The organism is Dyadobacter fermentans DSM 18053, assembly GCF_000023125.1.
Lineage (GTDB): Bacteria > Bacteroidota > Bacteroidia > Cytophagales > Spirosomataceae > Dyadobacter > Dyadobacter fermentans.
Genome location: NC_013037.1, coordinates 2,039,810 through 2,063,129, shown reverse-complemented (window position 1 = coordinate 2,063,129; position 23,320 = coordinate 2,039,810). Strand labels below are relative to the sequence as shown.

The 23,320-nt window shown below is 49.9% G+C and carries 20 protein-coding genes; 3 read left to right on the top strand and 17 right to left on the bottom strand.

Annotated elements, in window-relative coordinates:
* Positions 1 to 20: 20 nt before the first annotated feature.
* From DFER_RS08360 to DFER_RS31005, 10 genes are all read right to left on the bottom strand, one after another.
* Positions 21 to 779, bottom strand: a complete 759-nt coding sequence (locus DFER_RS08360) for a MotA/TolQ/ExbB proton channel family protein (protein WP_015811190.1) — start codon at positions 777 to 779, stop codon at positions 21 to 23.
* A 9-nt stretch (positions 780 to 788) separates the two neighbouring features.
* The gene (locus tag DFER_RS08355; protein WP_015811189.1) at positions 789 to 1,664 is read right to left on the bottom strand and encodes a hypothetical protein; all 876 of its coding nucleotides are present in this window, start codon (positions 1,662 to 1,664) and stop codon (positions 789 to 791) included.
* Positions 1,665 to 1,682: 18 nt separating this feature from the next.
* Positions 1,683 to 1,952, bottom strand: a complete 270-nt coding sequence (locus DFER_RS08350; RefSeq protein WP_015811188.1) for a hypothetical protein — start codon at positions 1,950 to 1,952, stop codon at positions 1,683 to 1,685.
* Positions 1,952 to 2,680, bottom strand: coding sequence for a porin family protein (locus tag DFER_RS08345; RefSeq protein ID WP_015811187.1), 729 nt, complete (start codon positions 2,678 to 2,680; stop codon positions 1,952 to 1,954). The genes DFER_RS08350 and DFER_RS08345 overlap by 1 nt, the downstream gene beginning before the upstream one ends.
* Before the next feature lie 371 nt (positions 2,681 to 3,051).
* On the bottom strand, positions 3,052 to 4,338 hold the full coding sequence (locus DFER_RS08340; RefSeq protein WP_015811186.1) for an HlyD family secretion protein: 1,287 nt from the start codon (positions 4,336 to 4,338) through the stop codon (positions 3,052 to 3,054).
* A gap of 98 nt (positions 4,339 to 4,436) precedes the next feature.
* On the bottom strand, positions 4,437 to 6,758 hold the full coding sequence (locus DFER_RS08335) for a peptidase domain-containing ABC transporter (protein WP_015811185.1): 2,322 nt from the start codon (positions 6,756 to 6,758) through the stop codon (positions 4,437 to 4,439).
* Positions 6,755 to 8,134, bottom strand: a complete 1,380-nt coding sequence (locus tag DFER_RS08330) for a glycosyltransferase family protein (protein WP_015811184.1) — start codon at positions 8,132 to 8,134, stop codon at positions 6,755 to 6,757. Before DFER_RS08330 ends, DFER_RS08335 begins: the two co-directional genes overlap by 4 nt.
* 115 nt (positions 8,135 to 8,249) lie before the next feature.
* Positions 8,250 to 9,824: a vitamin K epoxide reductase family protein gene (locus DFER_RS08325; RefSeq protein ID WP_187293440.1), complete on the bottom strand. Its 1,575-nt coding sequence runs from the start codon at positions 9,822 to 9,824 to the stop codon at positions 8,250 to 8,252.
* Between the two features lie 486 nt (positions 9,825 to 10,310).
* Complete coding sequence (locus tag DFER_RS08320; protein ID WP_229206208.1) at positions 10,311 to 11,204, bottom strand: OmpA family protein; 894 nt, start codon at positions 11,202 to 11,204, stop codon at positions 10,311 to 10,313.
* Positions 11,205 to 11,823: 619 nt separating this feature from the next.
* Entirely contained in the window at positions 11,824 to 11,955 is a 132-nt protein-coding gene (locus DFER_RS31005; protein ID WP_510185862.1) for a DUF8464 domain-containing protein, read from the bottom strand.
* Here DFER_RS31005 and DFER_RS08315 point away from each other — a divergent pair.
* Positions 11,918 to 12,196, top strand: a complete 279-nt coding sequence (locus DFER_RS08315) for an ABC transporter permease (RefSeq protein ID WP_187293439.1) — start codon at positions 11,918 to 11,920, stop codon at positions 12,194 to 12,196. The two genes, DFER_RS31005 and DFER_RS08315, sit on opposite strands and share 38 nt — an antisense overlap.
* Before the next feature lie 39 nt (positions 12,197 to 12,235).
* Here DFER_RS08315 and DFER_RS08310 read toward each other — a convergent pair whose 3' ends face one another.
* From DFER_RS08310 to DFER_RS08285, 6 genes are all read right to left on the bottom strand, one after another.
* Positions 12,236 to 14,125 carry a heparinase II/III domain-containing protein gene (locus tag DFER_RS08310; RefSeq protein WP_015811181.1) on the bottom strand — a complete coding sequence of 630 codons (1,890 nt, stop codon included), beginning with the start codon at positions 14,123 to 14,125 and terminating at the stop codon, positions 12,236 to 12,238.
* 66 nt (positions 14,126 to 14,191) lie between these two features.
* Positions 14,192 to 15,970, bottom strand: a complete 1,779-nt coding sequence (locus tag DFER_RS08305; protein ID WP_041734833.1) for a RagB/SusD family nutrient uptake outer membrane protein — start codon at positions 15,968 to 15,970, stop codon at positions 14,192 to 14,194.
* Between the two features lie 101 nt (positions 15,971 to 16,071).
* A complete protein-coding gene (locus DFER_RS08300) occupies positions 16,072 to 19,284 on the bottom strand; it encodes a SusC/RagA family TonB-linked outer membrane protein (protein WP_041734831.1) in 3,213 nt (1,070 codons plus the stop codon).
* Positions 19,285 to 19,525: 241 nt separating this feature from the next.
* The gene (locus DFER_RS08295; protein WP_143828694.1) at positions 19,526 to 20,008 is read right to left on the bottom strand and encodes a hypothetical protein; all 483 of its coding nucleotides are present in this window, start codon (positions 20,006 to 20,008) and stop codon (positions 19,526 to 19,528) included.
* 17 nt (positions 20,009 to 20,025) lie between these two features.
* Positions 20,026 to 20,424 (bottom strand): DUF4345 domain-containing protein, encoded by a 399-nt coding sequence (locus DFER_RS08290; RefSeq protein ID WP_015811177.1) that lies wholly within the window; start codon positions 20,422 to 20,424, stop codon positions 20,026 to 20,028.
* Positions 20,425 to 20,529: 105 nt separating this feature from the next.
* Positions 20,530 to 21,402, bottom strand: a complete 873-nt coding sequence (locus DFER_RS08285) for a manganese catalase family protein (RefSeq protein WP_015811176.1) — start codon at positions 21,400 to 21,402, stop codon at positions 20,530 to 20,532.
* A gap of 129 nt (positions 21,403 to 21,531) precedes the next feature.
* On the opposite strand from DFER_RS08285, the gene DFER_RS08280 reads away from it, so the two are divergent.
* Together DFER_RS08280 and DFER_RS08275 are read left to right on the top strand one after the other, a co-directional pair.
* Positions 21,532 to 21,762: a hypothetical protein gene (locus DFER_RS08280; RefSeq protein ID WP_143828693.1), complete on the top strand. Its 231-nt coding sequence runs from the start codon at positions 21,532 to 21,534 to the stop codon at positions 21,760 to 21,762.
* Between the two features lie 11 nt (positions 21,763 to 21,773).
* Positions 21,774 to 22,526: an OBAP family protein gene (locus DFER_RS08275; protein ID WP_041734829.1), complete on the top strand. Its 753-nt coding sequence runs from the start codon at positions 21,774 to 21,776 to the stop codon at positions 22,524 to 22,526.
* A 3-nt stretch (positions 22,527 to 22,529) separates the two neighbouring features.
* On the opposite strand, the gene DFER_RS08270 is transcribed toward DFER_RS08275, so the two are convergent.
* Entirely contained in the window at positions 22,530 to 23,225 is a 696-nt protein-coding gene (locus tag DFER_RS08270; RefSeq protein WP_015811173.1) for a hypothetical protein, read from the bottom strand.
* Positions 23,226 to 23,320: the final 95 nt, after the last annotated feature.

The following is a 23,320-nucleotide window of genomic DNA, read 5'->3' as shown; positions in this document are numbered from 1 at the left end:
ATGTGAATGGAAATTCAGGTTCAGTGAGGGTGATATATGCGACTGATGAGGTTGTCGATAATGTAGGATTTCGTTCTGGAATAAAAAGTATCGAGGTCTTCGAGATAGCGGTGGTAGAAGTAGCTGAGGATGAGGCCTAGAAACAGCGCGATGAATGTGGTATCGAAAGAAACATTCAGGCTCTGGGTGATGAGCGGCATGCCTTCCTCGGTTTTGGCCAAATGAAAAAGTCCGATGGAACCCGCCAAATGCAGGATCGTGCCGATAAAGCCCAGCGAAGCAATGGCATTGATGAGAAACCGCGCGATTTCCAGCTTGCCTTCCAGCTCGGTTTTGCTGTTATCGATCTGCGCCGTAAGCACCTGCAACGTTTCGCCGATCGACTGATTATTCCGGTACTGTGTGCAGGCACGCTTCACGAAATCGGTCAGCAGGAAGCTGAAACCGTGTTTTTCGAGGTCGATCACATTCAGTTTGATCTTCGCTACCTCGTCCGGCGAGAGTACCAGCTGGTCCTGCACAGGCAGGAGATTGAGCTTAAAACCCTCGTGCTGTTTTTTGATAAACTTCTGGTATTCCAGGATTTCCAGCACCCCGAAAATGAATGCCATATAAATCACCGCGTGCACATACCCGCCAAACGACCCGCCGAAGGCTTCGAAGAAGCGTTTGAGCCCCGGCCCGGACGACATCGACGCGCCCAGGATCAGTACAAACCAGATCATAACCGCCGCTACGAGGGCGATGGCAATGTGATAGAGTCTTTTATTTGTCAGCATAGGAAATGTTTAATTTTTGGTAAACTGGAATGCGCCGTTTTCCGGCATTTGCACGGTGCCCAGGAGCACGCGCGGTGCGTTGAGTTGCAGCGTGGCGCCAAATGGCTCCCCTTTTTCCTCGCCCACATCGTTGCGGGAGTATACCAGGCCTCGTATGCGCACGGAGGTGTTGTTTTTGACACTCTCTTTGAATAATGCATAAATCTTGTACTCGCCGGGCACGATCTTATCGAACTGCCGCACGGCCTCCTGCGTGGTGCGCAGGTCGCTGCCGAAGAACTTGGTTTTGGCCTTGCCGCTATCCCATTGCCCGATGTCGCGGATTTCCCGCGCGCCGCCGGACACGCATTTGTTGCCCTTGCACACGAAAATGTCCACATTATCGCCCACATCGGCCCAGTTGATTTCGATCGAAACCTTGCAGGGCACCGAAGGCGGGTCGCCCTCGTATTTGCTGCGTTTGAAATTGTCTGGCGGCGGGGGCGGGGCTTCTGCCGTTTTGCCGGCCGCCACCAATGCGGAATCTTTCCGGCCCGTTTCCTTTTTCGGCGCGGCTGCTTTCGTCACCGGCTCTGTGTCGGCAATCGGCTGTGTTTCAGGGCAGCTGGGGCAGTCGGGGCATTCGGCGATGCCGGGCATGGGTTTGTAGTCGGTGAGCACCACGAGCAGCGTATCGCCGGGGCGTTTGCCGGCAAGGCTGTCGCTGATGGTCGCGAAAAGCTGCCTGTGCGTGGTGTCGATCGAGACATTGAGCTGATTGGACCGTCCCGGAGGCGCGCCGCCTTTCGGCACGGCGATGAACAGGAAGATCACCGCGCCGAGCGCTCCGCAGATGACGTCCAGGAACGAGATATTGAATATTTGAGGTTCGCGATTTCTGGCCATGATCGGATGGTTTAATGCTTAGCCCGCGCGCAGGCTGCCGATAACGAACGTGCCGTCGGGCTGCTGGCGGTTTTCGGCGCGCCGGATGGGTACGGGGAAGCGGCATTCAGGGCATTTGGGCAAATGTGCGCTGATGAGGCTGCCGCAGTTGCGGCATTGCTGTTTGGCCTCGGAAGCATCGTCGTGCGGGGCGTCGGCCACCGTCGAAAAGCTCCCCTGGATGCGGCAGTGGGTGCAAATGCGGGCATCGGTTTCGTTGATGGTGCCGCAGTTGTTACAGACCTGCATCAATATTTATCCCCGAAAACGAAATGATGCGTGTAGGTTACATTCAGGATCGTGGAGATGTTGGAGATCTTTCCGTCGATGCCCGCGGCGCTGCTGCTCCGCTTGTTCACCGCATTGAAACCCAGGTCCCACATGAGGTTGAAATTGAGCTTTCCTTTTTCTCCCACGGCCATCACCATGCCCGGCCCGAGCATAAAGCCCGGCTGGAAGCGCTTGTAGGTGTCGTTTATACCGCTTCCGAACTTGATCGTCCCCGAGCGGCTTTCGGAGCCCACGCCCGCCACTTCCAGTTCCAGCCGCGAGTTGCCCGATAGTCCGATGTTGAATGAAGGACCGGCGGAAGCAGTGAGGCCGAACTTTCCGCCCAGGATGCGGAAGCGGAAGAGCATGGGAATCTGGATGAATGAAGTGTTTTCCCGGCCTTTTACATAGCCCACATAGTCGCCCTCGATGCGATAGTTGTCGGTTTCGGCCTTCGAGCCCTTTTGGATGAAATTAACGCCCATGACAACGGCCATGCGGTTGAACTCCATTCCGAAAACGACCCCGCCGTTAAGGCCCGGCTTGGGTTTGGAGCTTGTCCAGCGGTCGGCGTAGTCGGAGGTGAATGCGTACATCGACAGGTTGCTGCCACCGCCTCCGCCTACAAAAAAGGAACTGTTTTGAGCCTGGGAGGGGACAATTGCCCCCGCGGCGAAAAAGAGGATCAGGATGGTTAGTCTTTTCATTGCTGTTTGATTGACTGATGGTTAGTATTTCAAAAGCGGGCAAGCCCGGAACCACTGACAGCAAATTTTTCTTGGAGGATTTAAGTATGACAAAGGTCAGCCACGGCGCAAAAACAAACCATCCCTGAAAACAGCCATTTTTTCGCCTGGCGGTTTTCAGGGATGATTTGCATTTGGGAAGGATATTAACCGGGCATGCCGGGAGCAGGCAGGTCGCCGTCTTGTCCGTTAGCGAAAGGTTACGCCTTTATCAATATTGCTGGGCTGATGGTCGGGATGACAGCCGCGGCCCTGATCTTCCTCTGGATCAGAACAACTTGAATTTAAATCCTGATAATCGATAGATTGTCAGGAATTTTTCGTTGAATTTACTATCCTCCATCTCTAATCGTGGAAATAAGCCTGGCTATCAATCTTCTATCCGTAGTCACAACTTCGGCGGTACCGCTAAGTCCGCTTCTGTATGTCAGTTTTCGACCATATTTCGTTTCGAGCTGATGTGGAAGGGCTACATAACCCCAATATGAAGAATCGCGTCCAGGCGTTGTTGAAATTTTTGATAAAATTCCTTCAATCGACCCAAATTCCTGATGAGGATATCCATCTAATTTGACTAGGACCTTCTGCCCTTCTTTAACCTTACCCAGACTTCCCTGCGATAATTTCACCAATCCTCGAAAACCACTTTGAGGAGGTTCTACCGTCAACAATTCCCAATCAACAGCTACGTGCTGCTGCTCCTGCCAAGGTGCCGCAAATGATACCGTCCCAGCCACTGGCGCGAGAACTACATATCGCTGTTTCCATAATTCGATACTACTCTGCAATGTTTGAAGCTCTTGACGAAAATTAGCTTTACTCTCAGCAATGGCATTGTCAAGTTCTAATATTTCTTTCCGCTTGGCAGTTTGCGATGAACGGTTTTGGATCAAAGAAGCTGTTAAACTTTTGACCGGCATTTCACGCGCTAGTAGTTTTGATTTCTCCTTTTTGTATTCCAACGAAGAAATGACTCTGTCGCCAAATAATCTTTCCTGAACTTTGAACTCATCTTTCCCCAGTATTAAATCTTGCCTTTGTAGTTGCAACTGTTCGATAATATTTTGTTCCAAATCTTTAAAATCGGCTAATTCGTTTCGCAACAGACTTCGCTTTTGGATACAGTATCCGCTGTTGAGAAATGTCTTTAACCTGACAAAGTTCTGAGCAAATGCCTGAAAATCGCCTTGAATCTCACCAAGCATGTTATAAGAGTCTGTCGAAAACCCATTGACGTTTTCCCACTGACCTTGCTCAATGTATGTGGCCAATAGTTGAATATTCTTTTCGAGCAGATTTATCTGGTCATGGCTGGCAGTGCTCTCCATAAAGGCCACCATTTGCCGTTGATTTACATACTGTCCATCTCTTACAAGAATTCGTTGCAGTTTTCCGTCTGACCTGATAATAACTGATCGAGGTATATTGTCTGCAACCAACGTAAATGTCGCAGGGATAACATCTGGATATTTAATCATCCAGCAACTCGCAAAAAATATGCTTAGTACCGCAAAGAAAAGAGACATCCCAGAGCGTAGCAGCCAACCGGGTGGTCGATTAATGATCTCCTGTATCTCTTCGCTGTACAATTCGGGAAAAGGTGTTGGCGTCTTAGACATTTGTCTCTTGTTCCAGCATGTAACACTGTGATTATTTGTGGAGGACGATTGATTAGAAGGCACTAAACTTTACAATTCGAAGTTAGGGTTAGCAACAGTTACCCCACGGCCAATTCTAGTTGATTACTTACTAGGTCAAAGTACTTCCCTTTTATACCAATCAATTCAGAGTGTGAGCCGGTTTCAACTATTTCTCCCTTTTCCATGACAATGATCTGATCAGCGTGTTTGACGGTACTTAGCCTATGAGCGACTACGATAACAGTCTTGCCTTTGAAAAAAGCCTTCAAATTTCGAAGAATCAGCGATTCGTTATCAGCATCTAACGCATTCGTGGCTTCGTCAAAAAACAACATTTGCGGGTTTTTATAAACGGATCGAGCAATTAATATTCGTTGCTTTTGTCCCTGGCTAATTCCGTTGCCTTCCGCACCTATTTTGGTGTAGTATCCCGAGGGCATAGATAGGATAAACTCGTGGATATTGGCTACACGTGCGGCATAGTAAAGTCGGTCCTTGTCAATGATTTCATCATTAATTGCAATGTTTCGTGCAATGGTATCAGAAAAAATAAAACCTTCTTGCATTACGACGCCGCATTGCTGGCGCCATGCCCGATGAGAGACATGTTCCAGGGCTATCCGGTTTTCCCAACCTTCTGTGATTTTTTCACTAGCTGTCAGTGCGAGAGGAGCCGTGGCCAGGAAGATGGAACCGCATTGAGGCTCGTAAAATCTTAGCAAGAGTTTTAAGAGCGTTGTCTTTCCGCTCCCGCTTGTCCCGACTATTGCAGTTGTTTTTCCGTGAGGTATTGTCAAATTTACTTTCTTTAACACAGGGTCATTACCGGCTCCCGGGTAGGCATATATTAGGTCCTCAACGACGATATCTTGTTTTTGCCCCCATTCGCTACGTAGTTCTTTACTGGCTGTTTCTTCGTTGGCGAGAGCATGAACTTCATTGAGTCTTTCTAAGCTTATTTTGGCATCCTGCAATGATTGTAAGAAGTTGACCATTTGCTCGATAGGCGCATTTAACTGGCCCAATATATATTGAACCGACATCATACCTCCCAGCGTAAGTTGTCCGTTTAACACTGCTTTTGCAGCTAAGAAGCTGATTAGTATGTTTTTACCTTGATTTATCAATAGACCTCCTGCTTGCTGAAATTGAGAAAGCGATAGGTTTTTTACATTCCATCTGAAAAGCCTAGCCTGGGTGTGTTCCCATTCCCATCGCTTCTGCGTCTCAGCGCCTGCTAATTTAATTTCCTGCATCCCCTGTATTAGCTGAACAATTTGACTTTGGTTCTTTGAGGACGCATCAAACCGGCTTGCATCTAACTTTCTGCGTTGTTTCAAGAACAGGATCACCCAAAAAGAGTAAATAATGGCAGCTCCAAGAGCGACCACAAAAATCGGCGAATGATAATAAGCTAGTATGAAACCAAATATCAACAGGTTAAGTAATGAGAACATCACGCCGAGGGTCTGGCCAGTTATAAACGATTCAATACGATGGTGATCGCCGATCCTCTGCATGATGTCGCCAAATTGCTTTACATCAAAGAACGAGACTGGCAATCGCATTAGCTTCGCAAGAAACTCAGACAATATTGATAAGTTCAATCGGGTGCTTATATGCAACACAATCCAACCCCTTATAAAATCGACAGCCGACGTACTACATAATAATACTATTTGACCAATCAGAACGATATTGATAAACGACATGTTTCGCGTACTAATGCCGACGTCTACAATCGACTGTGTAAGAAAAGGCAGTAACAGAGACAATCCGCTTCCAACCAACATTCCCAATCCGAGCTGCAAAACCAGCCTTCTATACTGCCATAAATAGCCAGCAAGCTGTGAGTGACCCAAAATAGGGGAATTTTCCCCCTGCTCTTCATAAAATCGGCTTGTTGGTTCAAGCAGTAACGCCATTCCTTCATTGCTGGTAGCCAGCCAACGCTTTTCAAATTCCGCCATTGAGTAGGTGAGAAGCCCTTTTGCTGGATCTGAAACGTAAAACATGTTTGTCTTGCATTCTGCCGCACGTTGACTTTGATAGGGCATCAGTTTACCAGTTAGCCATGAGAAAATGCCGAGGATAGCGTTTCTTTGCGCGGGCCGCACATCGTACAAAATCACAAAGTGACTTTGCTCCCAATGCAGCAAACAGGGCAATGGTACTTGCGACAATAGTTTTTTAATTGTGATTTTTACACCGATGGAATGAAAACCAATGGCCTCAGCAGCTTCCGAAATGCCTAGGATTGATACACCAACCTTGCTTATTTGGGCCTTCTCCCTTAGGCTTTGAGCAGTATAGCTTCTACCATAGAATTTAGCCAATATGCGAAGACATGTCGGGCCGCAGTCCATTTGATCGAGTTGATAATAGTGTGGAAACTTCATCTGTGCCTGATTTTTTCCTCCCGGACGGATTGGTGGGTAATGCCTGTTCCGTACCTCATATACGCGTGATGAATCTTATGTAACCTATTGGATGGATCTTCGAACATCCATAAGACCATTTTTTCTTCACCTAGGCTTTCCGATACGCTGCTTGAATTGGGAAAACTGTCCATATTGGATATGTATGGATAGACCAACATTTTATTACTCGTAAGTCCAGACAAAAAGTCCCCCAGGCCTGTGGCGCTATCATACTGAGCGTCTAATATCCTCTGAAAGAATTTTCTGTAGATAATCAGAAACTGCATAGTATTGAAGTGGTTGATCCAGAATAGGTTATTGCCAATAGGCAGGGCGTGGGCGAATCCTCCACCAATGCGCTCAGTGCCGCCTAAGAGAATATCTGCTCCCTGTTGATGGGCTTCAACTATGTTTGGAATGAGTATATGCGGGGAATAAGACTCTGAAAAGACGTGCCTAGCATCGCAAAGGATAAGAAAATCATCATCATTTCTAATGCCTGTCAGTATTGTCTCCTTAATTTCAAACCAAGCCGTATCGGCCTCAGGGCAAGGCGTTTTTTGCCTTGAATAAATTACATTAAACTCTTTTTTTGCAGCAAACTGCGCCCGAATACGCGACAGACTGCGTTCATGTCTAAACAAGTTAACAATGTAAGTAGGAAGCACTACGTCAGCAAAGGTCTGCTGACGCGAACCGTTTCTGTCTTGATTAAATCCGTAAAAGTTGGCTCCGTCGATCAAATACTGAATAGAGCGGGAAGCATTTGCAAATAGTCTATCAACCCTTCCAATTTCACCATTCAGAGCCGTTACATCTGAATACCCAAATTCCCGTTGGATTGAAATGAAGGGATAAATGAGAAACAGCCTTTGTGAAAGTGCTGAGAACTTATAATCCGCTGAATCAAATATCTCAAAATTTGCTGTGAGGATAGTTTCGAAAAATTGCTTAAAAACGATAACGAATTGATTGCCAGTGTATCCTTCTATCCATAGCAATGAATCTGAAGTCTTGAATAAACTATGTACGGAGCTCACGCCCCCTAATAGAATATCCGCATCCCTCAACTTAGCCTCAGAGATACATTTGAGAAGGAGACTTCTTGAATATTCACCGGTGAACTGATGATCGTCTTCACAGATAAGAATATACTCGGCGTCTGTTTTGGCAGCATTTTCAACAATATATCTTATTGTCATCCAGAGACCTACTGAGCCTAATTTCTGTTCAATTGCCGGAACGATTTCGACAGCAAATTCACCCCTTTTATTAAACTCATTCAAAATATGAGCTCGTCGATCAACCCTATTTCTCAAGTTGACAACATAGGTGACAATTTTTTGATCCTGCATGTTAGTTAGATTCTTTCTTACAAATCATATGGTTAAGCTTGCAGCATGTGAAACGCCCTGGTGTAGCGCTCCGAGCCAGACAGTGTTCCTACTCGGATTAAGTAAGATGGCTCGTTTAGTCAGACAAAACATATCGCAAGTCTTGTGGATCGTATATGTCAGCTAGCAATTTTTGGTTATAGTAAATCGTCGGTGTGCTGGTTATTTCCATATTCCGGCACCACATATACATCTTTTCTATATTTATGAGTTGGCCTGATACCTTCGTAGGCAGCTTAAATTTTGCTCTCAACATTTCTACGCTACGATCCGGTGACAGATACCAATAGTCCATTGCCGAGAGGAGCAATTCTTGATCACCTGGCTCATAGAGCTCCAAAAAGTGCTTTACAGGATGGAACCTGGCATCTTCTGAGTTGGGCGGAGCGGTAAATATGATCCGAACACTCACGTTACTGTTCTCGCGAATCAGCAAGCTAATGGCTTTATGAGAAGTAGCACAATGAGGGCAGTATGGATCACAAATCTTCAGAATCTGATGACTGGCGGTATCTTTACCTAGTAGAATTCCAAGTTTATCAACCGGTAACTTCAAATGTGCCTGATTTACTTGCTGACCGTTAAATGAAAAAGGGTCAAATTTCAGTTTTTTAAGTTCAGATGTTAGCCGATCCTTTTCCATCATAAGTTTGTATGCATAGCGAAGCAGGCAGAGAGCGGCAAGGGAAATCCCTAGGTTGAATCCCAAAATAGCTATCCTTGTGAGCAGTACGCTAACTTTGATGTCGTCGACCATATACCATCGATTCCACAAACCAACTGACAGTAGTGCAAGCAACGTGCATTGAACATATAGACACAGTAAACACCATTGTTTCAGGGAATAAGCCTGGTAGTAGACTGAAAATGTTATCATAACCATGGAGAAGATATTCGTCCATGATAGTAGAAATAACAGCGCCCTGTCCAACGGGCTAAATACAATCAGTGATAGCAAGCACCCTAAAAAATAACAGCTCCCTAAGGTGGAAAGAGAAATCCCGAAAAGTTTGGCACCCGGACTCTTCAAAACTGCTGCGCAACTCACCCTCTTTGTTGGTTGACAGACCTTTTTAAGGATGGATGAATCTTCGCTGCATTCGACCCAAAACAGATAACCTGATATGGCAAGTCCAATTAAAAGTAGAATCTCGTAAGCTAAAAATGTGATAATCTGGCTATCGATTTCCCGGTAGTTATCAATTGAAACAAAGGCAACAACCAAAGGAAGGGAGGCTAAAATGGCTATTCTTAGTACAATTTCAATAAAGGAAACAACAAGATTTATTTTATAGCCCTTCTCTCCACTCGACCCTTCACTATCGACGATCATCGCAATCTTGCTCGGCCAAATAACGTCGAAATCCGGGAGCGCGACGAGTCGCCATCGACCGGATTCCAGTTCGTAAAATTCAATTTCTTCTGGCGTGACTGATTTGACTATAGTAGCCCGAAGTTCTTCCTTACCTACACCTGCAATCTGAGTAATAAGTGGGGTTGGCAGCTGAGGTAGTTGAGAAATTGATGTTGCAATTGATATGTTTTTTACTTGGTAGTCGTCCAAAATCTCGCTAATACCCAACAGATTAGATTGATAAGGATGTTCCTTTAATTTGCTCAAAAGTGCCTTTCTTGTAAAAGGAATATCCAATATCGAAAGTAGCTTGCTAATGATATCGAATGAATTGTCGTAGGATATGGGTATCGGAAGCAAATTCATGGAGGAAGTGATCTGTGGGACATAGGTTAGAAAGGGCAATCGTGCAGAATATCTCAAATTTTTTTCAAGATAAATGCGAGATAATTACACATTTTATCTTGTTATGTGTTTCAGATTAAGATCAGCACATTAACATATTCGCTGTACCCAGTTTAGAGCGGGACAGATGGGATTTTGTACGCACTCCATACAGACACTGTTATCGTATATCCAGCAACATTTACCCACAGGTATTGTCGGCCCGAAAACTGATCCGCCGGCGACTAGATTTTTTAACTGGTTACGGGTTAGAATTTCATCATTTGTGAAGTCTAAATCTTTCAACTTTAATTTTTTCATTTTATTTGTATTTAGATTGTAGGTAATAAAACTGAAACATATAAATACGAAACTGAATATAAAAATGGACTGTAAGTGCTATAAACCTTGCACTTTAACAACGATGCGCCTATTCAAACTTCGATTGTACTCGTTGTTATTTGGTGCTAGTGGTAAAAGCGGCCCGAGGATTCGGCATTGAATTCGACTTTCCGAAATTTTGTTATCCACGAGGTATTGTCTGATCCTAGCGGCTCGTTCTTCGGCTAACCTTAAATTCTTCTTAAGGTCTCCAACATTATCTGTGTGACTTTCAAGGGTTATTTTTACTGACCGATTCTCAGATAAGCAATTGAGTATCTTAGATAAATTCTTTGTTGAAGATTTTGACAAATTGGTAGTGCTTTGTTCAAATTGAAGCGATATGGAAATAAGGTAGCTGATTCCATATTTCGAACCGTACAAGGAGAGAGGCTCTTCTTTTTTTATACTCAAAATACTATCTTCGAAAATTTCATCATCTTTGATTAAAGTCGAAGTTTTTTGCAACAGTATAAAACTTCCCGGGACACAGTATTCATTGGAATATCGGTTGTGAAGAAAATTCGTGTAGCCAGTGTAGGTGCCTATAATTTTCTTCATATTATTTATTGTGTCTATGTAATACTCGCCGTTAAAGCTCTTTAAGCACCATGCCTTATTTGGAGACGAATCTTCGATAACCTCATTTTCGGTAAAGACAATTTTGTTTTTGGAAACGATACCTTGAAGTTTCATAATAGCATATTTCCCCTCATATATTGTCTTTGTTTGCCCACTAACCAAGCTATCTTTTTGTGTTATAGATACTTCGAGGTGGTATTCATTTCCATTATAGCCCGGAATGGTAATACGACCAAACCAACGACCAGTGATATTTTGGCATTTAGCAGATTGGCAAATGCACAGAAAATATATTGGTAAGAAGGCAATGGTATTTAATATGTTTATCACGACGAATAGGGAATTTGTTTCGAACTTTCCAATTCTAGCCAGGCAAAACAATTGAATGATAATGGAAGTTGAGTAGACTCGGTCGCAAAGCGTTCAGGATACGCCGTGTTACTACCTAGACAAACGTATATATTTTATTTTGTGGGAATTGTAGAATACGTTAGAGATTTACTCACCGGTTTTACAATTGATTAATTGTCAATTGATTGTAAATTTATTGCCTTTAAATAAACGATTATTGTTTTAAAATGTATTTATGAGTAGGTATCTGATTAGATGGCTATTGGTAGGGATTAACTTTATGGGAGATGCGGGATAAATGTTCTTTGTACATAGGGAGGCTTTTAATTCGAGGTAGTGTTTCTTATGGGGTAACAGCCTGCGAAAACTGATTCCTGGAAGGATTGGAAGGCATCGCTGTGAGATGTTTTGGGATGGATGGCCGGTCAGCGTTGAGATAATTGATGATTTGGTCTGTTGAATTGTTTCCCTTCAGATTTTTTCGGAAGAAGCAATATGCAATCAGGGGCAATATTATACCGCTGCCCTACCGCTGTTAACTATAAACTCGTCAAAATCTTTACTGGTAGGGTAAAGCAGTTTAGACCAGTTTTTGACGTTAAGTCCCATTTTTGGAGCTTATGGGTGGCCTTGTCACCTGAGGCATCATCGTCAAAGAAACAGTTCTGAGCTCATAACCACCGTTGTCGTTTTTGAATCCGACGGCGAAGTATGCTTTGGTACCGGGCATTGTCGGCCTGCTGGCGGGCGACTTCGTGAAGCTGGTGGGTATCGCATTCGTGATCGCGGCGCCGGTGGGGTGGTACGCGATGGAGCAATGGCTCGCCGACTTTACGTATCGGGTACAAGTGGGGCCGGGCGTATTCCTGTTCGCCATCGGGTCCACGTTGCTGATCGTGACGCTCACGGTGATTTCCCAGGCACTGAAAGCCGCCTTGATGAACCCCGTGCGCTCGCTGGCAAATGAGTAAGCGCACGAGGCTTTCTGTCGGAAAACCAAGCCGTGACGATCACTTTTGTAACGGCTTCACCGGCCATTCCGCCAGGGGTTTTACCGGTGCCACATCGGCCGACGCGGACAGATAGGCAGTAAAGCTGTGGCGGCTTCCGGCAGATAGTTTGGCCTCAAAACCCACGAAAGTGGTTCCCGGATTCGGCGCATCATAGTCATGCTGGGGCGCGGTAGGCCAGGTCCGGATGCTGATAGGCGTTTCTGTTTTGAAAATCAGCAGCATTTTCTTTCCATTCTGCGAAAGCTCTACGGATTTTTCGTCGACGATCCGCACGTCGGCGGCGGTGAGCATGTTCCAGCGCATGACAGTCTCTTTCGGGCCGCATTCGACCTCGTCGCGGATCACCACGTACCGCTCGCCGATGATGCCCAGCCCGCGGTTCACGGTCTTGGCCTGGCCCTGGTACATTTCGGATAAATTCGTGGTCACAATTCGGTCGCGGCCTTGTTCCCGCACGCCGTCGATTTTCGCATAGCCTTGCGCGTTGGTCAGCTGCCCGTCGAATGAGAGCACATTATGGGCGAAGTTGTTCAGCCTGAAAACCTGCCACCGCTGCGAGTTCTGGGTTCGGTTCCACAGGTCCACTCCCTTGGATTCGAGCGAATTGTAATCTTGCATTCCAAAATCCATGGCCCAGCGCTCGCCGAGCGCATCCACTACGAAAGAGCCCACGTCCATATGCGCGTGGTTGACGGAAGGCGAACCTGCTTTTACGCCCAGAAATACCGCGTCACGGTTTTCCCAGGAGCTCCGCATCATAGCCACGGGCGAAGGCCCCTGGCCCGCCCAGAACTTTTGCGCAGGCGCTTTTACGGCGGCAAGGTCAGTTTGCGTGCCCCAAATCAGCAATGCGGGCAGTATACGGTTCCTGACTTCCGTTTGGGCCGGTGCGGCAAGCAATGCTTTTTGCCCCCATAATAGCGACGGGTCCTGCGTGCGCTGCGCAAACCAGAACAGGGCGGGCGTGAGGCCCTCTTTCACGCCGCTGTCGCCCCAGTTGTGGGCAAGGCTTGTTGGCCCTACCAAATGCTGCATGAACGCGGCCGTTTTCAAAAACCCTTCCGAACCGGAAAGGCCGAAGTCCGTCCCCAGTGCTTTTTGCAATGCCGAAATGAGCAGCACATTGAAGCTCGTCCCGTAGCCCCAGTAGCCGAAGCCTTCGGGATAGGCGCCGTCGGGTTTATAGGAGTGAATCATGGCCTTCGGGACGCTCCCAACGGCCCTTTTTACCATTTGCGCGGCAATGGCAGGCTCATGTTCGGCCATCGCCAGTGCCCCGAATGTGATGCCGGCATTGCAAACCTGGTTCCAGTTGTGCTGGGCGGTAAGGAACGCGTTGTATGTCTTATCCAGCGATGGGTTAATGCCCTTGGTGAGCATTGCCTTTCGCAGGCGCGCGCGCGACTGCTCGCTCAGCTGGTCGTACAGCCAGTCGTAGCCGATGGCCACGGACATGGTCATTTCGGCCACGTCGAGGAAATGGGTAGGATTCCAGTCTTCAAATGCGGCTACGGCGAGCAGCTCTTTTTCGGCCCTTGCGAGATATTTGGCATCGCCGGTGGTGCGGTAGGCGTACGAAAGCGTAAACACGCGCCGGAGGCATTCGCGGGATTTGTCGAGCAGGCGTCTTCCGATTTTGATCCGCTCTACCGGCGCTTCGCCGAGCAGGCGGTCGCATTCGCCGGTGATGAGCTTGTGCACGGCCTGCCATTGCGGATGCTTCCCGATTCGCGCCATAAGCGCTTTTTCTTCCCCTTTCAAAAGCAGCAGCCGCGGATGCTCCTGCCGGAGGTTTTTCAATACCTGGCTGCTGTCCGGCGCGGGCTGCGCGGCAATGCCGGTCAGGGTGAATAATTGGATGAGCAGTATCGTCAGCGTTTTTTTCATATCTGTATTGGGTTAAAAATATCCGACCGGTTTGCGGCCGGTCGGATGGTATTCATGCGGATGTACTTATTCCCAACCGGGGTTCTGCTTGATTTTGGGGTTCTGCGCCAGCGTGTTCAGCGGGATAGGCCAGAGGTAATGTTTCTTTTCATCAAAAACGGGTATCTCATAGTCGGTGCCTTTGTACACGGCGATGTACTCTTTGCCCGAAACCGGGTCGATGTCCGATTTCATGGTCGTGCCGGCGAAGCGCTTTTTCGCCGCGTCGTTCCAGCGGACGCCCATCGCGGGGATTTCGAGTTTTTTGCCCTGTTTCCAACGAATCAGGTCGGCGTAGCGCTGGCCTTCCATGAACAGCTCGATCCGCCGCTCGCGCCTGATTTCGGCGATAATCGGGGAGATGCCGTCTTTGGTGTAACGTGGGTCAACCGGAACTTTGGAAAGCAGCAAATGCGGCATGCCCACCCGGTCCCGGAGTTTGTTGACGGTTTTGTCCAAATCCCCCTGACTGATCGTCCCCAGTTCCGCCGCGGCCTCGGCATAAATGAGCAGCGCCTCGCCCAGCCGCAGGGTAATCGCGGGCGACTCGCCTGTGTTGTATGCCTTCCCGATCATATCATCGGCATTGTAATGCTTGATAATATGGTAGCCGGTGGTCGTTTTGAAACCGCCGCCGGGCATGCCTTCCAGCATCGGGTAGGCGCGGCCGTCGGCGAGGTGGTATTTGTAAACGCCCGTGTCTTCGGGGTGCAGGATGGTCTGGCGCAGGCGCGGGTCGCGGTTTTCGAATGTACTTTCGATCGTTTCATCGCCTTTGTACAGCGGTGACAATGTGATCGGCAGGCCGTCGGTACACAAATAATCTTCCACGATGCTTTTGGTGGCGCCGCCGGTGTAGCTGAAATACTGCTGAACGTGGTTATTGATCAACCCGGTCCTGTATTTCCTCCAATAAATGACCTCGGAGTTGCCGGCCAGGTCCAGCATGCGGTGGTAGGCATTGTAATCGCTTTGCGGCTTACCGGTGTTGTAAAGGCGGTAGGGGCCGGTGTCCATCAGTTCAGCGGCCGCCTTGGCGGCTTCTTCGAGCCACATTTTGGAATCGCCCGCATTGTGGTATTTATTATATGTTCCTTCATAAAGGCACACGCGCGCTTTCACCAGCAATGCTCCCCAGCGGTTGATCCTCCCGGGCGCATTGCCGTCGCCCCAGCTGTTGGGCAGTTTCTGGCTGGCGAAATTCAGGTCGTCGAGCACTTTCTGCATGGCCTCGGCGCGCGGGGTGCGGGCGGCGTACAGTTCTTCCGAGTCGATGGTGAGTTCTTTTTCCACGAAGGGCACATCGCCGAACTTCTGCACCTTATCGGCGTAAAACCACCCGCGGAAAAGCCTGGCCTCGGCAATGTATTTGTCTTTGATCGCCTGACTCACTTTGGCGCGGTCGTAGTTGGCGAGGCCCACGTTAATGGCCCGCACGAAGTCCCAGCCCTGGTAGCCGAACCAGTCGGGGCTGGATGGGACGTTGTATTTCCCGGCGCGGATCTGCTGGAAAAAGTTGTGTCGCGGCTCGCGCGGGGCCATGTTGTCCGAAAGCTCGTCGAGCGACCAGATATTACCGAAATGGCTGTCGAAGCCCTCGGTATGGCCCATCATAATGGGTATTTTCCAGTCGTTGCGGGCAATGTTGTAAAGGCTGTTGTTGTAAACAGCCAGGTCGTTTTCGGTGTTCCAGTAGGTTGCATTGGTGATTTTGTCGATCGGCGCCCGGTCGAGGAACTCATCGTTACAGCCTGCAAGCAGAAGCAGGGCAATGGCCGTCAGGGATTTTAAGAATATATCTTTCATACAAATCTGATTTAAAACCAATTGAATCTTGTGTACTGATAAGCGCTGCTGCAACATGCTTCCTGCGAATGTGGCAGACCTGCCGTTGCGTTCGGGGACGCTTAAAAGGATATATTGATACCGATCGTTCCGATGCGCTGCATGGGGTATTCGATCGTCGGCGTCCGGATCGTTTCAGGATCGAGCGGTTTGCGGATTTTGGTGAATTCAAACAAATTCATCCCCGACACGAATACCTGCGCCCGCGATATGCCGATCCGGCCCGTGAGGTCGTAGGGCAATGTGTAGCTGAGCATGATGTTCTTCGCACGCAGGTACGAGGCATTTTGCACATATCTGGATTGCGGCAGGATGTTCTTTTTATCGCTCGTGGATATATGCGGTGCCGCGAAATAGGCGTCACGGTTGGTTTCAGACCACGTGTCGGTGATGTAGTACTTCTCTACGTGGCCCGCATTGAAAGGATAAAACCAGTTCCAGTTGCCGTTGTTGGGCAGGTAATCCGCTTTGCCGATGCCCTGGAAGAATGCGGTCAGGCGCAAGCCCTTGTAGCCGATGCTCGCATTGATGCCGTAGGTGTAGCGCGGCGACGAGTTTCCGATGATCTTGTAGTCGCCGGGGTTTCCAAGCGTGTTGTTGCCGGAGCTGATAATGCCGTCGCCGTTCAGGTCGGCATACTGGATGTCACCCGCCCGCCAGTTGTTGCCGAGGCGCGACTGGTTGGGGGCCGCCGCCACATCGTCGGCCGACTGAAATATGCCTACCGTTTGGTATCCCCAAATCTCGCCCAGTTTCTGGCCTTCGTAGTAAATCCCGCTGCCTTCGTTGGGCAATGCGCCGGAAGGGTTGCGGAATTTGGTAATGGTGGCGCTGGCGTCGGACAGGGCGAGGGTGACGTCGTAGGTCCAGTCGGATTTGAATTTGTCGCGCCAGGTCAGCGAAAGTTCCCAGCCTTTCGTGCGGAGATCGGCCGCGTTTTCCTGCGGAGCGGTAGTTCCGAGAATGTCGGGGTAGGCCACGTTCATGAGCATTTTCTTGGTGTCGCGGGTGTAAATGTCGAACGACATATCCAGGCGGCTTCTTAAAATCGTCAGGTCCAGACCGAGGTTTTTGGACGTGACCGACTCCCAGGTGAGCGTCGGGCTCACGAGGCCGGCGGCCGAAACGAACGGGATAAGCGAGCCTGCAAAAATGTAAGGAGCTTGTCCTGATCCCATTGTGGATACGGACGGATAGTAGATTTGCGCCCCCGTGCTCCGGTTCTGGATGATCTGGTTGCCAAGCGTTCCGAAAGAGCCTCTCAGTTTGAGGTTATCGAGCCAGCTGTTGGTACCGGTCATGAATTTCTCGTTGCTGATCCGCCAGCCGGCCGAGAAGGACGGGAAAAACCCGAACCGGTCGTTTTTCGGAAAGCGCGATGTGCCGTCGTACCGGCCGTTGAATTCAAGCAGGTAGCGGTCGCCGTAGTTGTAGGCTAGCCGGTAAAACACGCCGCGCAGCGCCACCTGCGACCTGCCGCCCAGAGTCTGCTGCGTGCCGGTGGTGGTGCTCAGGTCGGGCACCTGCGGGGTAATGAGCGAGCGGGCCTGTGCCGTGGACGATTGGTAATTACCCATTTCCTGGTTGTAGCCAATCAGCGCCATCAGCTGATGTTTCCCCAGGTTTTGGAATGTATATTCGGCAAATGTGTTGAGCACATAATACCGGTTGTATTCATTCATATTCTTGATCCAGTCGTCGCCGCTGAAACCGTAGCTGATCGGATTCGCCTCTTTCAGGTCCTGCGACACGATCTCCACCTTGCTCTGGACATCCTGGTACATATTGTTGTAGATGTTGTACGAGAAATTACCCGTGATCTTCAAGCCGGGGAGGGGCGTGAGTACGGCTTCCTGCGACAGCCAAAGGTCGTTTTTGGTGAATGTTTCGCGGCCGCCGTCGAGCAGGTAGGGGAAAAAGTTGGTCCCGCCGAAATACTTACCGATCAGCGGCGCATATTTATCGTGGTCGCCGGGCGCCATGTACTGCGGAAGGTCCGGAAACTGAATGGCCTGCAACGGGTTCACCCTCGCGAGTGAATTGATGTTCACGTCCCAGTTATAGAAGTGCGGCTTGTCGCTGTTTTGGGAATTGAAAACCACTTTTTCCGACAAACTGAGCCATTTGTTGACCTGAAAATCCGCTTTCATCAGAATGTTGTAGCGCTTAAACTTCTCATTGTTATAGCGCAGGTAGCCATCCTTGCTGTACCGCCCGAATGAAAAGAAGAATTTCGACTTATCGCCACCGCCCGAAATCGACAGGTCCTGCTGGTTGGTAGGCGCGTAATTGGTCATGATTTTTTCCTGGTAGCGGTTGTAGCCGTAATACTGCAATGCCCCGTCTACCACGCCCCATTCGTTTTCGGGAATGGGGTTTTCGGAGTATTTTTTCACGGCTGCCACAAACTGGTCGTTGTAGCTCGGAGCGCCCAGCGTGCGGATGTTGGCTGCATTGCGCGCCTGCACAAACTGGTAGGGATCGGTGACGACATCCATATTGAAAATGGGTTTGGCCAACGAAAACTGGGTGCCGAAATTCACCTGTACTTTGCCCGCCTTGCCGCTTTTGGTCGTCACGAGCACCACGCCGAATGCCGCGCGGGCGCCGTAAATGGCCGCTGCGGAGGCGTCTTTGAGCACGCTGATGCTCTCGATGTCGTTGGGATTGATGCGGTTAATGTCCATCGGCACGTTATCGACGAGAATCAGCGGCGCGCCGCCGTTGATCGACTCATAGCCCCGGATGTTGAAGCTGGGCGACTGGGCCGGGTCGCCATTGCGCACGGTGATGTTCAGGTTGGGAATCACGCCTTGCAGGCCCTCGCCGGTGTTGGCAATGGGGCGGTTTTCGATGCGTTTGGCATCGGCCACGCCCACGGCGCCGGTTACGTTCACCTTTTGCTGCGTTCCGTAGCCGACCACCACCACTTCGGTCATGAGCCGATCCTCGACCGCCATGTTAACGGTAATGCTTGTACGTTTACTGACCGCGATTTCCTGCGTTGCGTACCCTACGAAGCTGAAAACCAATGTCGGGTTGTCGCCCGGCACATCGAGCTGGAATTTACCTTTTGTGTCGGTGGTAGTACCGTTTGCCGTCCCTTTCACGACGACGCTGACGCCCGGCAGGCCGGAGCCCGATTCGTCCAGCACAGTCCCGGAAACGGGCTGTGCGAAGGCGGCAGTGCAGCAGGCCATGATGCCGAATAAGGCACAAACCAGCGGAAAAAATCGGGCAAAATTGAGCGATGGGTAGAAGTGTTTTTTTCTCATAAACGAAACGTTAGGTAGTGGAAAAAAAACTTGAAAAGTGCATCGTCCGGCAAGCCGGATAATCGCCCGGGTGAAGTCCGCCGCATTGCCGGCGAATTCATCCCGGCCTGTAATAAGCGGGCAGTTAAATATGCTGTACAAAGTAGTTCGTTGTACGCCTTTTACTGATATTTTTTATTGAAATAAGTCAAAATTACGTGTGGGGACTTTGGGTGTTGTAATCCGGTCGGGAGGGGCTGGGTTACAGTTCGTGCATGGGCGCTGGTTTTGTCTTTGCCCGCTGAAACAGATAGTTACTCATTTGTTCGAAGCCGAAGTCGGCGGGGATGGAATCCGCCAGTTGATGCAGCTCCCGGGAAGTCATGGCAACGGCTACGAAATGACCGCTCGACGTAGCCTGGCCGAAGTATAATGTACCCGGCTTCTCGTAGTACTGAAAGAACATGCACGGGCCGTCTGAAAACACCTCGATATCGTAATGTTTCCGCTCGAACCAGCGTCCTTCGACGTATGCGCTCAATGCCTTCAAGCTTTGTCCGGCCGAACGCTCGCAGTCTTTTACACGCATGGTTTTGACATGACTGGTTTCAAACAAATACCATAGATAGGAAGCCACGATAAAAAAAAGCAACCCTAAGAAGAAACCTTTCAAAATGTTCCAGATCGTGTTCATCCGACTTTGGCTGACGCTCGCGCCGGGATTGGGGCGAGCGCTTGCTTGCAAAGATGTGTAATTTGTTGCTAATCCGCGACTTTGGATTGCCAGAATACGAACAGCGGCGGCAGGGCCATTTCGAAAAATACGATGATGTCGAATGGAAAAGGCGGGAAACCGTAGCTGGCGATCGAGAGCATCCGGCCTACGGCCCCGATGAAAATGACGGTGCAAATGAGCCTCAGCTCGGCCGAGCGGCGCTTAATGTCGGGGATAATGGATAATGTACACACACCGATTCCTACCGAAAGGCCATTCAGGAACCGGAGGTTGCTGTCCAGAAGGAGTCCGGCGGGTTGGTCGGTTCCGTAGTAAAGCGGGTTATTGTTCCCCGCCATTCCCAGCAGGCCGGTAAAGATGGGCACCAGGGCACACACCCCGAGCGCAATTTGCAGCAGTTTTCTGTTTTGGCGTTTCTTGATCATGTTGCAACAGTTCCAAATGGCATTTCTCGTCCGCATGCGGAACCGGGCCGCCGGCATGCTTAACTTTGGCCTGCCGGCGACCCGGTGTTGTGCGATCGGGGGGCATTAGCCGGAGATCATGTCCTTTACCTTATCGATAAAGCCCGCGTCGGGTGCAACACCCTGTTCGACCTGGGCGTGGATTTCCTTGTCAGCCGGTGCCAGTACCGGAGCGCCGCCGGTAGGAACCGCTTTTTCAAAACGGAAAACGCCTTTGCCGTCGATGGACGCGCCTTCGGTCCAGCGGCCGGTTGCATTACTCATGTCGTTGACGCTCGTACTCAGGAAGCTGTATGCGACATTCTCGTGTTGAAGCGACGACGGGAAGCTGTTCGGGATAGGATAGGCGTCGGGCCCGAGCTCTTCGAGCACGGCCATCCATTGGTTCTGGTGCATGGTGTCGCGGGCGATGAGGAATGCGAGCATGTCTTTCATCCCGTTGTCGTCGGTCATTTCGTACAACCGCGTGGCGAGCACGCGGCCGGTGGTTTCGGCCATTACATTGGCATGCATATCGGCGGCAATGTTGCCGCTGCTTACCACCCATGAGCCATTAAACGGCACGCCGTTGGCGTCGGCGGCCATTGCGCCCAGTCCGGCCGAGAGAATATGCCGCGGGTCGCGTCCGCCCATTACGGCTTCGACCATCGGGTTGCTCATAGCCATCTCGTCCTTCACGGCGCTGGACGAACCTTCCAGGTTGAGGCATACGGCGGTAGCGAGCATTTCGATGTGGGCAATTTCTTCGGTTCCGGTTTCGAGCAGCATATCCCTGTACTTCTGAGGCCCCCGCGAGTTCCAGGCCTGAAACAGGTATTGCAAACAAACGCGCATTTCACCTTCGATGCCGCCGATGGCCTGTTGAAGCAATTTTGCGAATTGAGGGTTTGGTTTGTCGACCCTCACGGTGTACTGAAGCTTTCCGTCATGATAAAACATAATCTGGATTTTTTAGGTGAGAAATGGCGCCGGGTTACATAAAAACCGTTCCATCAGTGGCATCGCGGGCATGCTTTTTATGGGATGCCCGGTCGATTTTCTGATATGTTGGAACTGAATAATTTTAAGATGAAAGCTAAAACACTCACCATCCTGATGATCGCGGGCTTGCTATCGGCAGGATGCACAAAGAATGACAATGCGGAAGAAGCCGCTGATGCCGGAACGCCCATCGACACGGCGGTGGTAGGAAAGGACACGAGCCCGGTGAGCACCCGGAAAGACATTGAGAACAGCGACGAGCAAAAACTGACGCTGCCAGGCAGGGACACCACCCAAAGCGACGAACCGCGGCAATAATGGATGGGATTATGAAGCATCGGAATGCGATCATCTGCGCCTGCCTCGCGTTGGTTACGGCCTGCGGAGGAAGGAATACCAGCTCAAACGTGGAGGCGCCCGGCGACGGCCAGCCAGCCAAAGAGGCCGTGCTGGAAGCGGGAGCAGCCCTCCTGCAAGACAAAACGCCCCTGCGGGCTTTCAACGTTTACCTGGACGGATTTCACTTTTACAATGGAAACCTGCAAGCGCAAATGGAGGCGCACCATTACGTGCAGCAGCTGAACGAGGACGTTTACCAGGCAATAATTTTCGATGGGAATGGCAATAAAGCGAAGCTGATGGGCGTGGAATATATCATTACCGAAAAGCTTTTCAAAACGCTGGACGATAGTGAAAAACTGCTCTGGCACAGCCACCACCACGAGGTAAGCTCGGGAACGCTCATCGCGCCGGGTATTCCCGACATTGCCGAACACGAACTGATGGAAAAGCTCATTTCGACCTATGGCAAAACGATCCACACCTGGCACACCGATCAGCAGCGGCCCATTCCCGTGGGCGCGCCGATGATCATGATGGGCTTCACCCGCGAAGGTCAGCTGGACAAAGCGTTGCTGGCAAGCCGGGACAAACGTTTTGAAATTAATACCGAAGAAATTAAGAAACGAAGGAAAGATATTCCGCTACCGGCCGTGGACCCGCTGGCCAATGCCTGGGAAAAGGGCAAAGTGCGCCAGCTGGTCGTGAGCAGCAGGGCGGATTCGGCGGTACACAAGCATTAGCGCTTAATATTGCTGGAAGCGGTTTACGATAATGTAATCCACTTTTTTGTCTTTGAAATAAACTTGCACCTGCTCGCTAATGCCTTGTGATTGCGTGTCGTAAATGAAAATCCATGGCAGCTCTGCCTTTTTAGAATCATACTGGGCGTAGTCGTATTTGCTTCCCAGCACCACGCGCTGGAATTTATGCGCATATGCGTCCTGCACGCTCAGTGTAACGAGTTTTTGATATAATACTCCCAATGCATCGCCTACCTGGATTGCATCCGCGGCTTCGCCGGCTTCCGGCCATTGTGTAAGCATCGTGCCCTGGTTGAGCCGAATGCCGGTTACTTTGCCCGCAGCGAGTTGCAGCTGCACACCGTTAGGTGTATCGAACTTCTCGTCGAGTACCATCCAGTCGAAAAATTGCAGGCGGTTTTTCAAGTCTGTGACGTCGGCGAAGTAGTTATTGACAGCGCTGATGTAGGCTACCGTCTTTTTCTCGCGGTGGGCTTCCAGCACTTCGAAAGCCTCGTCCGCGGATGCGCGGATGCCAATGCCGCGGTAATCGCCCGTGGTGATGCTGTCCCTGCCGAGGTAGTTGACCCGTGGCTCAGGTTCCGGCCCGACGATGATCGGCTCGTCCGGTTCCACGCGGCAGCTGGTAATGGTTATTCCCAAAAACAATAAAGCAGGTAAGAAGAAGTTTACTTTCATGTCAGATCTAGGATTTGCGTCTGATTGGTGACATGAAGGCTGCTCAATTAGTTGGAACAGCGGCGAATATTTCAGGGTATTTCTGCAATCATCCC